Source organism: Oceaniferula spumae (assembly GCF_042849255.1).
Classification (GTDB): Bacteria; Verrucomicrobiota; Verrucomicrobiia; order Verrucomicrobiales; family Akkermansiaceae; genus Oceaniferula; species Oceaniferula spumae.
The window spans coordinates 3,314,115-3,328,579 of sequence record NZ_AP026866.1 but is presented as its reverse complement, the minus strand read 5'-3'; the positions used below and the strand labels follow the sequence as shown (position 1 = coordinate 3,328,579).

13 protein-coding genes are annotated in these 14,465 nt (G+C 52.1%); 11 read left to right on the top strand and 2 right to left on the bottom strand.

Going from position 1 to position 14,465, the window contains the following annotated elements:
• Nucleotides 1-191: 191 nt before the first annotated feature.
• The 8 genes from ACSPJT_RS14125 (at nucleotide 192) to ACSPJT_RS14090 (ending at nucleotide 7,259) form a co-directional block, all read left to right on the top strand.
• Nucleotides 192-1,493 carry a bifunctional UDP-3-O-[3-hydroxymyristoyl] N-acetylglucosamine deacetylase/3-hydroxyacyl-ACP dehydratase gene (locus ACSPJT_RS14125; RefSeq protein WP_435893208.1) on the top strand — a complete coding sequence of 434 codons (1,302 nt, stop codon included), beginning with the start codon at nucleotides 192-194 and terminating at the stop codon, nucleotides 1,491-1,493.
• Nucleotides 1,494-1,520: 27 nt separating this feature from the next.
• Nucleotides 1,521-2,294, top strand: a complete 774-nt coding sequence (gene lpxA, locus ACSPJT_RS14120; RefSeq protein ID WP_435893207.1) for an acyl-ACP--UDP-N-acetylglucosamine O-acyltransferase — start codon at nucleotides 1,521-1,523, stop codon at nucleotides 2,292-2,294.
• A 238-nt stretch (nucleotides 2,295-2,532) separates the two neighbouring features.
• Nucleotides 2,533-3,213 (top strand): outer membrane protein, encoded by a 681-nt coding sequence (locus ACSPJT_RS14115; RefSeq protein WP_435893206.1) that lies wholly within the window; start codon nucleotides 2,533-2,535, stop codon nucleotides 3,211-3,213.
• Between the two features lie 160 nt (nucleotides 3,214-3,373).
• Nucleotides 3,374-4,042: an outer membrane protein gene (locus tag ACSPJT_RS14110; RefSeq protein ID WP_435893205.1), complete on the top strand. Its 669-nt coding sequence runs from the start codon at nucleotides 3,374-3,376 to the stop codon at nucleotides 4,040-4,042.
• Nucleotides 4,043-4,188: 146 nt separating this feature from the next.
• Entirely contained in the window at nucleotides 4,189-4,827 is a 639-nt protein-coding gene (locus ACSPJT_RS14105) for an outer membrane protein (RefSeq protein ID WP_435893204.1), read from the top strand.
• Between the two features lie 123 nt (nucleotides 4,828-4,950).
• On the top strand, nucleotides 4,951-5,610 hold the full coding sequence (locus tag ACSPJT_RS14100) for an outer membrane protein (protein ID WP_435893203.1): 660 nt from the start codon (nucleotides 4,951-4,953) through the stop codon (nucleotides 5,608-5,610).
• 98 nt (nucleotides 5,611-5,708) lie between these two features.
• Entirely contained in the window at nucleotides 5,709-6,383 is a 675-nt protein-coding gene (locus ACSPJT_RS14095; RefSeq protein WP_435893202.1) for an outer membrane protein, read from the top strand.
• A gap of 153 nt (nucleotides 6,384-6,536) precedes the next feature.
• Complete coding sequence (locus ACSPJT_RS14090) at nucleotides 6,537-7,259, top strand: outer membrane protein (RefSeq protein ID WP_435893201.1); 723 nt, start codon at nucleotides 6,537-6,539, stop codon at nucleotides 7,257-7,259.
• A gap of 54 nt (nucleotides 7,260-7,313) precedes the next feature.
• Here ACSPJT_RS14090 and lnt read toward each other — a convergent pair whose 3' ends face one another.
• Complete coding sequence (gene lnt / locus ACSPJT_RS14085; protein WP_435893200.1) at nucleotides 7,314-9,146, bottom strand: apolipoprotein N-acyltransferase; 1,833 nt, start codon at nucleotides 9,144-9,146, stop codon at nucleotides 7,314-7,316.
• 33 nt (nucleotides 9,147-9,179) lie between these two features.
• A complete protein-coding gene (locus ACSPJT_RS14080) occupies nucleotides 9,180-11,117 on the bottom strand; it encodes a phospho-sugar mutase (RefSeq protein ID WP_435893199.1) in 1,938 nt (645 codons plus the stop codon).
• A gap of 42 nt (nucleotides 11,118-11,159) precedes the next feature.
• On the opposite strand from ACSPJT_RS14080, the gene ACSPJT_RS14075 reads away from it, so the two are divergent.
• From ACSPJT_RS14075 to ACSPJT_RS14065, 3 genes are read left to right on the top strand one after another with little or no spacing between them, the layout of a single operon-like run.
• On the top strand, nucleotides 11,160-12,050 hold the full coding sequence (locus ACSPJT_RS14075) for a class I SAM-dependent rRNA methyltransferase (RefSeq protein WP_435893198.1): 891 nt from the start codon (nucleotides 11,160-11,162) through the stop codon (nucleotides 12,048-12,050).
• 43 nt (nucleotides 12,051-12,093) lie between these two features.
• Entirely contained in the window at nucleotides 12,094-13,737 is a 1,644-nt protein-coding gene (locus ACSPJT_RS14070; protein ID WP_435893197.1) for a hypothetical protein, read from the top strand.
• A 2-nt stretch (nucleotides 13,738-13,739) separates the two neighbouring features.
• Entirely contained in the window at nucleotides 13,740-14,465 is a 726-nt protein-coding gene (locus tag ACSPJT_RS14065; RefSeq protein ID WP_435893196.1) for a hypothetical protein, read from the top strand.

The window sequence follows — 14,465 nt, the reverse complement described above, 5'->3', positions numbered from 1 at the left end:
GTTGCGCGTGGTCCGGCATTATGTGACATGGTGCTTTCTATCTATCAGACACGCGAGATCGAAAATCCTTGGATGTTTTTTGGACTTTTTCTGCACCGACCTGCTCGGACGCGACATTCTCTGCCCATGATGCCGCGCTAATGCTTGTCATTATCACTCCTCTGGCCTATGAAATACGAATGTCCGCCGAGATGGAACACACAGTCGCCTCCGCCGCCACGCTGGAGGGAACCTCCCTGCACACTGGGGAAAAAGTCAGCCTTACCGTCAAACCTGCTCCGGCCGGTCACGGTTTCAAATTTCGCCGGGTCGACCTGGACGACCAGCCGTTCATCGATGCCGATGTCGACAAGGTGCAAACCGTCGAGCGCGCCACCACTCTAGCCGAGGGATCGGTGAAGGTGCACACCGTCGAACACATCCTCTCCGCTCTCTGCGGCATGGGCGTGGACAATGCGATCATCGAAATGGACGCCAACGAGCCTCCTATCGGTGACGGATCCTCTGCCCCCTACGTCGAGTTGATCAAACAAGCCGGTATCGAGCAGCAAGACAAACCGCGCAAAGTTTACGAAATCCGCGAGCCGATTCATTTGGAAACCAAGAACGGTTCGCTGATCACCATCGTGCCGGATAAAAAGTTCCGTGTCTCCGTGACCAACGTCGGCCCCGATGGTCGCTTCACCCAGTTTTTCTCTAGCGAAGTCACTCCAGAGCTTTACCAAAGCGAAATCGCCCCCGCCCGCACCTTCGTCTACTACGAGGACGTCAAACCTCTGTTAGATAAAGGCCTGATCAAAGGCGGCAGCCTTGAGAACGCCGTGGTGGTTCGTGGCGAGGAAGTCATGAGCAAGGAGCCGATGCGCTACACCAACGAGTTCGCCCGCCACAAGGCACTCGATCTCATCGGTGACCTCATGCTCAGCGGCAAGCGCATCATGGGACACGTCATCTGCGTCAAACCTGGTCACGGTCCTAACACCGAGATGGCATCCACACTCAAACGCGAATACATGCGTATGCGCACCATGGTGCCGCCGATTACCATCCCTGAGGGTGAAGCCGTGTTAGACGTCAACGACGTAATGAAAATCCTCCCTCACCGTTATCCGTTCCTGATGGTTGACCGTGTGGTCGATTTCGAAGGCGACAACAAGTGCACCGGGGTTAAAAACGTCACCATCAACGAGCCGTTTTTCCAAGGCCACTTCCCAGGACACCCGGTGATGCCAGGTGTGCTTCAGGTGGAAGCCATGGCGCAGGTCGCCTCGATCCTCATGCTCCGCAAACCGGAAAACCAAGGCAAGATCGGCTACTTCATGAGCGTCGACAAAGTCAAATGGCGCAAGCCGGTCCTCCCTGGCGACACCCTCTTCATTGAGGCTGAAATTCTTAAGATTCGTCGCAGCATCGGCTCAGCAGTCTGCCGCTGCATCGTCAACGGAGAAGTCGTTTCCTCCGGTGAACTGAAGTTCGCCCTGATCGACTCCTGATCCCTGACACCTCGACTTCCTGAACTAATGATACACCCATCTGCTATCATCGACTCCGCCGCGGAAATCTCTGACGGTGTGGAGATTGGTGCCTACTGTGTGGTGGGGGCCAATGTTTCTATCGGCAAGGGTAGTGTGCTAAAATCTCATGTTGTCATTGAGGGCCACACCACCATCGGTGAGAACAATACCTTCTTCCCCTTCTCTGCCATTGGCCAGATCACTCAGGATTTGAAATATGTTGGGGAACCGACATCGCTACATATCGGCGACCACAACACCTTCCGCGAGAACACCACCATCCACCGCGGCACTACCGAGGAAATTCCCACCCGCATAGGTGATCACAATTTATTCCTCTCCTACTCTCATGTGGCGCACGACTGTCAGGTAGGCAACCATTGCATTCTATCGAACAACGGCACTCTCGGAGGCCACTGCACGGTAGGTGACTACGCGATCATTTCAGGCCTCTCCGGAGCACATCAGTTCTGTCACATCGGTGAACACTCCCTTGTAGGAGGCTGCACCAAAATCGTGCAAGACGTCCCTCCCTACATGATCGTCGATGGAAACCCAGCTGCTGTCAGAAGCCCTAACTTAGTGGGCCTGCAACGGCGTGGATTCAGCGAAGACTCGAGGCGTGCGATTAAAAACGCCTACAAGAAGCTGTTTCTTCACAAGAAATACAGTCTGGACTCTCTGGTAAAAGAGCTACAAGCCGAAGGTCTCGATGAAGACCAACACGTGCTGCGTTTAATCGACTTTATTCGCACCAGCGAACGCGGGGTCATTCGCTAAATCTCGTGGTCATCGAGTGCCTGCATCCTGTCGCATCAAATCAGCAGATGCATTAGACAGTCTTGCCAGTCACGTTATAGGTTAATTCTAACATATATCTCACATCTACTAACAACATCACTGCATGCGTTAGATAACAGTGGCATTCGTCAAAGCATCTGTAATTACAATTACAATCCAACATTTTACCACATATATTCTTGAGCGTAAGCCCTTTAACTATAAAATACGGGGTGTTATGAAAACTACTATACTCCCCTTACTTACTGCCCTCGCAGTAACTACTGCCGCCCAAGCTGGATCGGACTATTCAGCTAAAGCAATGCCACAAGCCGCAGCCCCATCCTGTCTCTGGTCATGGTTCGCAGGTGGCTCCGGCGGTTATCTGTCCGGTGACTGGGACGAAGACATTTATACGCTTCACTTAGGCGCTGAGCGTAAATGCCCAGGCAGTGACGCGTCCCATGCTATCTATCTCGAAGTAGGATACACCGAGAAGAATGATTCAGAAAACTTCGGGCTCTCGTCCGCCCTTTCAGAGAAGATCATCTCCTTCGGTGGCAGAATCGACTACGATGTCGAAATTATCCCGATCACGCTAAACTACAAGTATGAGCAATCATTAACGGGTAATCTAAACTGGTACATCGGAGCTGGTGCTGGTATTGCTCTCTATGATGCTGAGATTTCCGGCAGATTTGTTAAACTCGTTAACGGCGGCTCGCAAGACGACACCGTTTTCTACGCCCACATTTTTGCCGGCCTAACATACAACGTCAGTGAAGCATTCGAAATCTATGGAGGAGTTCGTTACGTCTATATGGACGACCCTGACTTCTTTACCGGTGCACCTATCGAGGACGATCAAAGCCCCGACGGTGATCTGCATCTTGAAATTGGCGCCCGCTTCAATTTCTAACATATAGGATAAACTAGGTTTGTGAAACCCGTTCGGTGACGACACCGAGCGGGTTTTTCTTTCTCCAAAAACCCACCGTGAGCCCCCCTCCAAACACTTCATTTTTCATCGGATCCATTATTGCCATCCGCTGATAATAAATGGTAGAGTGCAAAGCGTTATGAAAAATACCGCATTAACCATACTCACCGGCCTTGCTCTTGCTACTGCTGCGCAAGCCGGTTCCGACTACTCCGCAAAATCCATGCCTGTAGCTCCGCCCGCACCATCTTGTCTCTGGACTTGGTTTGCAGGAGGATCAGGTGGCTACGTCTCTGGCGACTGGGACGAGGAAATCTACACTCTGCACATTGGAGCCGAACGCAAATGCCCAGGCAGCGACTGCTCACATGCGCTCTATCTGGAAGTCGGTTTCACCGAAAAGGAAGATAGCTTTGATGCGTTCATCGGAGACTTCTTACGCGAATTCAAATTCGAGTGTGAGGTAATTCCAATCACTCTCAATTACAAGTATGAGTGCAATCTAACTGGAAACTTGAACTGGTATGTAGGTGCCGGCGCAGGTGTTGCTCTCGTCGATTGCAAACAATCGCTCACTACCTTCACGCAGGGTGGTTCCATCAGGCAATCCCAGTCTGAAGATGATGTCGTCTTCTATGCGCACATCTTTGCAGGCCTCACATACAATGTCAGCGAGTCCTTCGAAGTCTTCGGTGGGGTCCGCTACATCTTCATGGATGACCCTGAACTCGGTGGCGGCACACTCTCTGACGATTACACCCTCGATGAAGACGTTCACTTCGAACTGGGTGCCCGTTTCAACTTCTAATCTGAAAAAATAACCAACTTTACCCAGACCCGCACGGAATGCCGTGCGGGTCTTTTTTTCATTCATTGAGTATGAATGATTCTGTCATAATTCATGAATAGTTCTAGTTGCCACATCGGAAAAACCAGATAGACTCGCCGCCCGTTATGAAACATACCGCAATTACATTACTCGCAGGTCTTGCTCTCGCTACCGCAGCGCAGGCCGGTTCCGATTACTCCGCCAAATCTATTCCCGTAGCACCCGCTCCTTCATGTCTCTGGACATGGTTTGCTGGTGGTTCTTACGGTCAGATCGACGGAGACGACTGGGACGAGGACATCTACACACTCCACGTTGGTATCGAGCGCACATGCGCTGGCAACCCATGTGGTTCACACGCCTTCTTCCTGGAAGTTGGATACACTGAAAACGAGACCACTCAGCTTGTTGCAGGACCTAACGGCCCTACAGCTCTGGCTCCTCACGACATCAGTGCAGAGATCATTCCAATCACTCTTAACTACAAGTTCGAGTGCGCCCTTACCGGCAATCTTAACTGGTACGTTGGTGCAGGTGCAGGTATTGCTCTTGCCGAAATCGATGTTGACGGTCCTTTCGTCAACGACTCTGATGACGACACAGCTTTCTACGCACACGTGTTCGCCGGCCTTGTATACAACGTAAGCGAAGCATTCGAAGTTTACGGTGGTGCACGCTACATCTACATGGACGATGTATTCAGCGTTGACTCCCCACTTGACGACGAAGTTCACTATGAGTTGGGCGCACGCTTCAACTTCTAATCAACCTTACTAGCAAAATACAATCTGACCCGCATGGCTCTGGCCGTGCGGGTTTTTTATTGAAGACAAGAGCTCTAGCTTTTTATTGATCCATTAATTTGGCATGTTATAATGTCAGGCGTTATGAAAAATACCGCATTAACTATACTCGCTGGTCTTGGCCTCGCAACGATGGCTCAAGCAGGATCCGACTACTCCCCCCAACCCATTCCCGTAGCTCCTGCTCCATCATGTCTCTGGACGTGGTTTGCCGGTGGTTCTTATGGACAAATAGACGGTGATGACTGGGACGAGGATATTTACACCTTGCACATTGGTATCGAACGCAAGTGTGCTGACAATCCTTGTGGTTCACACGCCTTCTTCTTGGAAGTTGGCTATACCGAGAAAGACGAAACTTTCGACATTGTCTTCGTTCCAGATCCACCAGTTGCAGTCTTCGTCAACGAGCATGATTTTGAAGCACGGATCGTGCCTATCACTTTGAACTACAAGTACGAGTGTTCGCTGGCTGGTAATCTGAACTGGTATGTCGGTGCCGGTGTTGGCGTCGCTCTCGTTGACCTCGACATCAGTGGTCAAAACGTCGACGGCAGCTGGGACGACACTGTGTTCTACGGCCACATCTTTGCCGGTCTGACTTACAATGTCAGCGAGTCCTTTGAGATCTACGGGGGCGCACGTTATATCTTCATGGATGATCCTGATGTAGCTGGCTACGACGAAGCCCTCTCGCTCGATGAAGATGTGCACTACGAGTTGGGCGCACGTTTCAATTTCTAATAAACACGCGTAAGCTCGCAAGCTCTGGACCCGCACGGCAACGTCCGTGCGGGTTTTTGTTTGCACCTGACGAATATTAATATAGACGTTGCAGTGTTATGAAAAATACCGCATTAACATTACTAACTGGTCTTGCGCTCGCTACTGCAGCTCAAGCCGGATCCGATTACTCGTCTAAAGGCAAAGAAGTGATTCCACCACCAGCCCCCTCATGTCTCTGGACATGGTTTGCAGGCGGCTCTGGCGGCTACGTCTCCGGCGACTGGGACGAGGAAATTTACACCCTGCATCTTGGAGCCGAGCGCAAATGCCCTGGCAGCGACTGCTCCCACGCATTTTACCTAGAGGTTGGTTACACTGAAAAAGACGGCGAAATCGGCATCGCCACCGCACCCGGTGGCCCAGCTTCCCTGGTTTACGATGTCGAAGTGGAAATCATCCCAATCACCCTCAACTACAAGTATGAGTGCGCACTTACCGGCAATCTGAATTGGTACGTTGGAGCAGGTGCAGGTATCGCACTTTATGATGCAGATGCAAGTCATGTCCAGGCTCCCGGTCAATCGTTTGATGACACCCTCTTCTACGCCCATGTGTTCACCGGTTTGGTGTACAACGTCAGCGAGTCGTTTGAAATCTTTGGCGGTGTCCGCTACATCTTTATGGATGATCCCGATCTGGACATCGGTGCTTTTGGATTCGCCAGCGGTGAAGACGAGTTTTCAATGGACGGCGATCTGCACTTCGAGCTTGGTGCACGTTTCAACTTCTAAGTCCTACCACACATAAATTGAATCTGACCCGCACGGCTTTGGCTGTGCGGGTTTTTCGTGCCAACCGCAAATTCCCCTCCTTATCCCAGAGCAGCCTGAAGCTACACTATCAGCTTGTCCTTATATTTTACTCATGATACCAATGCCATTGTTATGAAAAATACCGCATTGACATTACTTACCGGTCTCGGACTAGCCACAGCTGCCCAAGCCGGATCCGACTATTCCTCTAAAGGAAAAGAAGTCATTCCACCACCAGCTGCATCCTGCCTTTGGAGCTGGTTTGCAGGCGGCTCCGCCGGAGTCGTCGATGGCGACGAATGGGACGAGGGAATCTACACCCTTCACTTCGGTGTAGAGCGCAAGTGCTCAGACAGCAGCTGTTCTCATGCATTCTATTTGGAAGTAGGATATACCGAAAACGATATCTCTAAAAATGCACTTTCCGGTAATGATCCAAATTTCAACAATGATCACACTGGACCGGTAACCAACATCCCTGGATTTGAAAGTTATGATCTCGAGATGAGTATCATCCCGATCACATTGAACTACAAATTCGAGTGTGCAGTCACCGGTAATTTGAACTGGTACGTCGGTGCAGGTGCAGGTGTGGCTATCGTTGACGCTGATCTCACCCACGTGGAGTCTGGTGACCCGGAAGTCAATCATGACGACTCCGATGTTGTATTCTACGGCCATATCTTTGCCGGTTTGGTATACAACTTCAGCGAATCATTTGAGCTGTTTGGCGGTGTTCGCTACATTATTATGGACGATGCCAACCTCGGTGACGGTCTTGATAGCCACGGCGTCGACAACATCAACATCGACGGCGAAATTCAGTATGAACTGGGTGCTCGATTCAACTTCTAACATATATCAATACAATCTCGCCCCCACCCGCACGGCTTTGGTCGTGCGGTTTTTTTACGCCCTGTTTAACCGCGCGCGCACCATGCCGAACAAGGTCAGTCCAATCATCAGGAAACTGAACCAATCCCCCGCGATGGCATAGAGGGTGAACTGCCCTTTCTTAGGTGCGTAGGCGTGACCGTAATAACTGGCACGCACAAAGGGACTGCCGTTTTCATCCTCGATCACTTGTCGGTCTCCTGTGATGGGATCAGCTGAGGAACCGGTGGCCGAGATGATGGCACTGACACCGGTATTGGCGCTGCGGATCATCGGGCGGCGCAGTTCGATGGCGCGAAACTTGGCATTGGCCATGTGCTGAACGGCGGCTTCGCTTTGTTTGAACCAGCCGTCATTGGTCACGTTGACGATGACTTGGGGTGCCTGCCTAACAAATTTTCGGGTCAGCCTACCAACGCCGTCCTCGAAACACACCGTTGGAATCAACTGCACTTCGCCATCCCCCACTGGCACGGTGAGGGGCTCCGTGGATGTGCCTGGAGTGAAACCACCTGCGAAGTCTGCACCTGCTGAGAATTTGAAAATGTCGCGTAAAAACGGCAGCTGTTCGACGAAGGGAATATACTCGCCAAAGATAACCAAGTGGATCTTACGGTAGGTATCGATGTTTCGATCGAGTTCCCCCCCGGGCTTCATGGCGGCGATGGAGTTATACTGTTGCCCCCCTTCTTTGAAATTGGCCAAAGTTCCATCGAAGTCCGCCTCGAACTCGTTCATACCGGCGATCAAGGTGAAGTTCCCAAGTGTGCGCACCTCATTTTCCAGCACATGTCTGGTTTCTCCATAAATGAAATAACCCTCGTGGTTTTCGGCAAAAAGTAGAGGCAAAGGGAGAGCACTTTCAGGCCATACTACGAGGTCGGGGCTCTTGAGTTCCACTTCGTCTCCGTTGGCATTTTGCTGAAGCTGTTCGACATTTTCTTTCTCCAACTTCTCAATTGCAGCGGCGGTGGAATCGGCATAACCCTGCCTGATATCGGCACTCGCCTTCGGTTCCCACTTGATATCTTGGGGGATATTTTCCTGGACTAACAGGATTCGAACTCGATCGGCTTCCCAGCCGTTGACATTCTTCACCCTCCAGACGCCGTAGCAGAACTGCAGTGCTAACAGCAGCGCTGCCACGCTGAAGTCGAGACGAGGTCTAAGCTTTCCAGTCTGAGCTTCGGCACCCAGTCTGCGACCCGTCTGAATGATCACCGCGCTCATGAAGACGGGCATGAAAGCGAGTCCTGTGACACCAACTAGATCGGCAGCCTGTGCCAACACTGGGGTGTCATGAAAAGCAACACCCAGACCATTCCAGCTGAATCCTGTAAACAACCATCCACGTAACCATTCACACCCCACCCACGCGGCGCCATTGATGAATGCAAATTTGAGCGAGAGGAAAGAATCATCCAGCACCCCTCCTAACAGACCTGACTTCTTGCCAGATTGTTTGGCAGCTATTTTCTGTTGGATGGCTCCACCTTTGACAAGTTGATCGGCTTTAGGGGCGCGTTTCCTCCACGGATTTCCGAAACTGACCGCGATCATCCCCCATAGCCCGAAATAACATGCGAGAAATGCGGCCATCACCATCGCGCCGAGACCACTGACGGTCCACAGCCACTTCAGGTTGATCGCCCAAAAAACGAGTCCGGCGACATAGGCGATGCCGAAGCCGTAGCGTTTTTTATTCCCCCTCCAGATCGCGGGAAGCAACAACAGCATCCACACCCAGACCAGACCAGATAGATTCCAATCAGGGAAACAAAGCGCCAGCAACAGTCCGCTGACCATGGCCGTCAGCCACGGCCATAGACTCTTTTTTTTCGTTTCCATACCAATGCCCAGTGCCAGATGCCCCGTTTACCATTAAGCCATGCGCGCGTGGGCGTCGGACTCAAGTGCTGACCAGAGCGATTCCAGCCCGGCTGCCACTTTGTCCTTACTTACAGACAAGTCATCGGATGGAGCGTCCTTGCCGAAGAGGTAGTATTTGATTTTTGGCTCGGTGCCGGATGGGCGCACTGCACAGGACCGGCCGTCGGCGAGATCGATGATGATCATGCCTTCTTTTGGAATTGCGTCGCCTTCGACATCTTCAAAGTCGTCTTTGGAGAAATCCCGAACCCGACTGACGGCAGCGCCATCGATCTCGGTGGGTGGATTTTCCGAGTAGGATGTAGCAAGCGCTTTAATCTGGGCAGCACCATCTGCACCTTCCATGACCAGAGCTTTTCCTAATTCAAGGTGGTAACCGAACTCCCGGTAAAGTTCATCGAGAAGGGCTGCGAGACTCTTACCCTCGCTCTTAGCGTAGGCGGCAAGCTCGGCAAACATGACAGCGGCTCCGTTGCCATCCTTATCGCGGATGGTATCGGTGCCGAGATAGCCGTAACTTTCTTCGCCACCGAAGATGAAGAAGCGGGAGTATTCCAGACGAAGTGCCCGGCTCTGTTCTTGGGTGAGCTTGCGGTAGTCGCCTTTTTTATCTGCAGGAATCGCTTGTTCGTATTTCTCGAGCTTCGCGGAAATGTATTTGAATCCAGTGAGGGTATCGACGATGCCGACGCCATATTTCTCGGCAATGGCGCGTTGCAAGTCAGTGGTGACAAAGGTCTTAATGAGCACAGCGCGACTACGGTTAGAGTCGGTAATGACGCCTTGGTCAAAAAAGGTCTTGGTGCGATACCATGCCATCAGGGAGCCGATTTGGTTTCCAGTTAGGATCTGCATTTTTCCCTCGTCATTTCTAACAGCCACGCCCATGCGGTCGCAGTCAGGGTCCGTGCCGATGACAATTTCAGCTTCTTCGCTTTCGGCCAAATCAATGCCCATGGCAAGCGCCTCGGCATTCTCTGGGTTCGGCGATGCCACCGTGGGGAAACGACCGTCCTGTTCATCCTGAGACAGAACTGTGAGCACCTCGAAACCAAGCTCCGTGAGAAGCGGCACGATACAGTGACCACCGGTGCCGTGAAGGTTGGTGAACACAACTTTGGTTTTGGAATCGCCGCCTTCCATGAGGTCGGGACGGAGGAGGAGGGTTTTAGAATCGTCCATGTAGACGCGGTCCATGTCGGCGCCAAGCACGTGCAACGTGCCTTGATCAGCTACTGGCTCGTAGCCCTCATTAATGATGGCATTAACCTCGTCGATCACACCCTCCGCATTTTCACCGACGAGCTGGGCACCCTGATTGAAGTAGGCTTTGAAGCCGTTGTCGTGGGCTGGGTTGTGCGATGCTGTTAGAACAACACCAGCATCGGCATTTAGTGCGCGGATGGCGTACGAAATTTCAGGGGTGGCACGTGGTGCATCAAAGAGATACACATCGCAACCTAACTCGGTGCAGACCTTGGCGCAGAACTCGGCGAAGTCTCGCGAGAAGTGGCGAGTGTCGTGACCTAACACAAACGATGGCTTACGAGCCTCACCTTGGTCGGCGAGATACTGCTTGAGGTAAACAACCATACCGCGGATCGCGCGGCTGACATTGTAGAAATTCATTGAAGCGGTTCCCACGCACGGATGCTCGGGGCGATCGTTCGGGCCTCCGTTTCCTATTTCCGCATCAGTCACTACGCGTCCGATCGTGCGTCCACGCAGTCCGCCGGTACCGAATGCCAGTGTTTTATAGAAGCGGTCGTTGAGCTCCTGCCACTCACCAGCGGCGATCAACTCATTGATCGACTGCTCCGCTATCGGACTGGTAGTGCCGGCCAATAGGGCCAGAATATTTTGACGCGAGGATTCCAGCAGGCTGCCGTCAGCCACTGCGCTATCGAGGGAGGATATAAGATCGGACATTTCGCGCTGGATGATAGAGAGAGTTCATGAGATTGCAACCCCGTGATCAGGCATAAACTCCAGACAGCCGTCGAGCAGCGCAGTCACCTGCTGGACGAGAAAACCAACGCCCTGCGACTGGTGGACGGCATCGGCGACGGCTTGAGCGATCTGTTTCTGGAGACCTTCGCCAATCACTGGGTAGTCTCCACCCGAGACGGCAGGCTAGATGCTGAAGTCAGGCAATGGCTGGAATCTCAAGGAAGAAGCTGTTACTGGAAGCGTCTCGATCAGCATGAAAAGGAAGATCCTATTCACATCGCCGGCCCAACACAGCACGCACCTTTCACCGCCTGCGAGTCCGGCGTGAATTACAAGATCCACTTCAAAGCCGGATACTCACAGGGAATTTTTCTCGACCAACGGCTGAACCGGAAGCGCGTTCGCAAGTATTCCAGCGAGGGGAAAACCGTGCTTAATACCTTCGCTTATACAGGGGCCTTTTCCGTCTGCGCGGCTCTCGCCGGAGCCACCACCACCACACTCGATCTTTCCCAGATCTACCTCGACTGGGCACGCGACAATTTCCGAGCCAACGATCTCGATCCTGATCAGCACTACTTCTGCAAAGGCGACACCTTCCACTGGCTGAAACGTTTCGCCCGTCAGGGCCGCCAGTTCGACGGCATCATCCTCGATCCCCCCACCTTCTCGCGCGACGACAAAGGCAAGGTCTTCCGTGTCGAAAAAGACTACCATCGTCTGGTCACCCTGGCCCACGCCTGCCTCGCCCCCAGTGGATGGCTCCTGTGCTGCACGAACTGTCGCAAACTTGCCCCCCGCGACTTTGCCAAAATGGTTAGAGAAGGCGCCCCCGGAAGAAAAGTAACCCCACTCGCGATGCCGGAGGAATACACCGGGGAGAATTATCTCAAGTCGCTGTGGGTCGATTAATTCCACCATTGAAACGACAACGAGCATGATCTAGGCTGGCGATATGGATCGGATAATATTCATATTTCTAGCTACCATCTCTCTGCTGGTCCCGTCCCTGACACTGGCCGATGAATCACGTTGGTGGGATGTTTGTAATCCGATCGATGGCAAATTCGGAGGTGGCCACGTTCCAGATGCAGCGAACGACGCAGAAGCCAAGGTGCTGAAACAGCTCAAGTTCGAGAAATGGAAAAAATACGAGGATGAGTTCATTAGTTTCGAATACCCCGAGCACGACCTCATCAAGCTCAAGGTCAACATGGCAACCAAACCCTTCAAAGTCGAAGGCGGCGTGTGCACCACAGTGGATAACTCATACAAACAAGCGTATTTCCTAAGAGTCGGAGAAGCTACGTTCGGAGTATTCTTGCTTACACCTGCAAAGTGGCTCGATGACGGAATCTGCCTATGCGGACCCATGGTTCATCACGCGTACAAACTAGAACAGGGAACGCTGACTCGCTTTTCCATGCTGCCGGGCGGAGCTGTTAAAAAAGCCCAAGTCATCGGCGGTGGGATGCGCTTCATGGCATTTGAATGGACGCACCTCGCCTGCCAAAAACCTGTTTATGAACGGATGGTCGCAAGTATGCGCCTCAAGACCCGAGAACCAGGCGGCAACAAAACCTTGCGCGATCAACTCATCAAACATTACGGCGATGACGGTAAACTTGGCCTCATCCACCGTGGGGCTTCGGCGACTTCACTTATCAACACCTTCGGCGAGCCCAACAAAAAAACAGACGAGGGTATTTGGTCATGGTCCTGGAAGGGTGCCGAATACCCAACATCTCTGGTGGCAAAGATCAAGGACGGCAGGCTGGTGAATTTGCCCGAAAACGGAATCTCCCGTGATTGGGACAACCCCTATCCTGGCTCGTTGCCGTGGTGTGAAAAGCTCGTTGAACGAATCCCTCGTGCCAAGAGTGATCACGACGATGACGAAGAGGAAAAACCAGCCCCCCCGACAGACGATGAAAAAAGGCTATTTCTCGAATCCATCGGCAAGATTTTAAAACATGAAAAGCCAGACTCAAAGACCATGAATTGGCTCGAAGCATTACACATAGCAAGTGACTCGACAAAATCTGGCCTCACCGATCCGTCATGGACAAAACTTGTGATAGACAAAGGTTCAGGAACATGGATCGAAACCGATTTCATCAAAACGACAGCACCTGCTGAAGCTCGATCATGGGCAACCAAGCACCTGATCAAGCAACTTAGAAATGCACCTGACAAATCTGAACTCAATGACGACGACTTGGACTCTCTCACTGAGGTTTTTGATGAAAAGTCCGCCGAGGCATGGATTGAACTCGCAAACCAACTCTGGGAAGCTCCCAAGTCCGAAATCAAGCGTCTTGCGTTCCAAAACATCAGCCTTCAAGATGCCTTAACCGTGGAAAAAAGAATCTTCGAAGCCCTCGCCAAAGGCGTCAAAGATGACCAAGGAGAGCTGGTTTATTACGCGATGAAAACGATCCCAGAGACCGCTATCCAACAAAAAGCTAATCTCGCCACTGCATTACGCAAAATCTCTCCCGGACGCGAAAACTCGGAATGGCACGAAACTCATACCAAAGCTCTGAAGTATCTATCTCCAGACTCAAAAGAAACCTCTAACAAGGAATCAAATAACTAAGCATGGACGACTATAATCGCCGCCACTTTATTCGCACCTCGCTGCCGGGCTTCCTCGGTCTCGGCCTGGCGCTTCCTAGTATCACCGCGTTAGCCACGCGGGCGAATGCCTTTCAAGGCCGGGTGCCAGAAAACGGAGCCATCAACTGGGACGCTTTCCTAACAGCCGTTGAAAAAGAGGCTGCCAAACAGCACCTCGATCACTGGGACCAGGCGGCCTACGTCAAACAAGCTGCGGCTCTCGCCCTGCGCTTGAACCTGAAAGATCCAGCACTGGCCAAGGCGTTTGAGAACACCAAGAAAGGCCTCGGCAATAAACGCACCGACTTCTACAAGCTGGAGAAGCAACGCAACTTCGAAGTCAGTCTGGTTCAGTTTGAAAAAGGAGAGCAAATCTCTCACCATGATCACCCGGGAATGACCGGCGTATTGCTCTGTGCCACTGGAAATGTGGATGTCTGGAACTACGACTTGTTAGGCGAGAAAAAGGGTAGCAAGAACGTATTGTTAGCGGAAACAGCCCAATCCACGCTGAGCAAAGGCATGGTTTCCACGCTCACCTCGAAAGAGCGGAATATCCATCGGCTCAAAGCTCACAGCCTGACCCAATTGGTCGATATATTTGCGCCCCCGTATAACAAAGAACGCGCCCAGAAGAGCACGTGGTTCTCAGTCGATCCAGAACCTTACCAAGGCCGTCAGAAAATCCACGAAGCAACTCGCCGATAA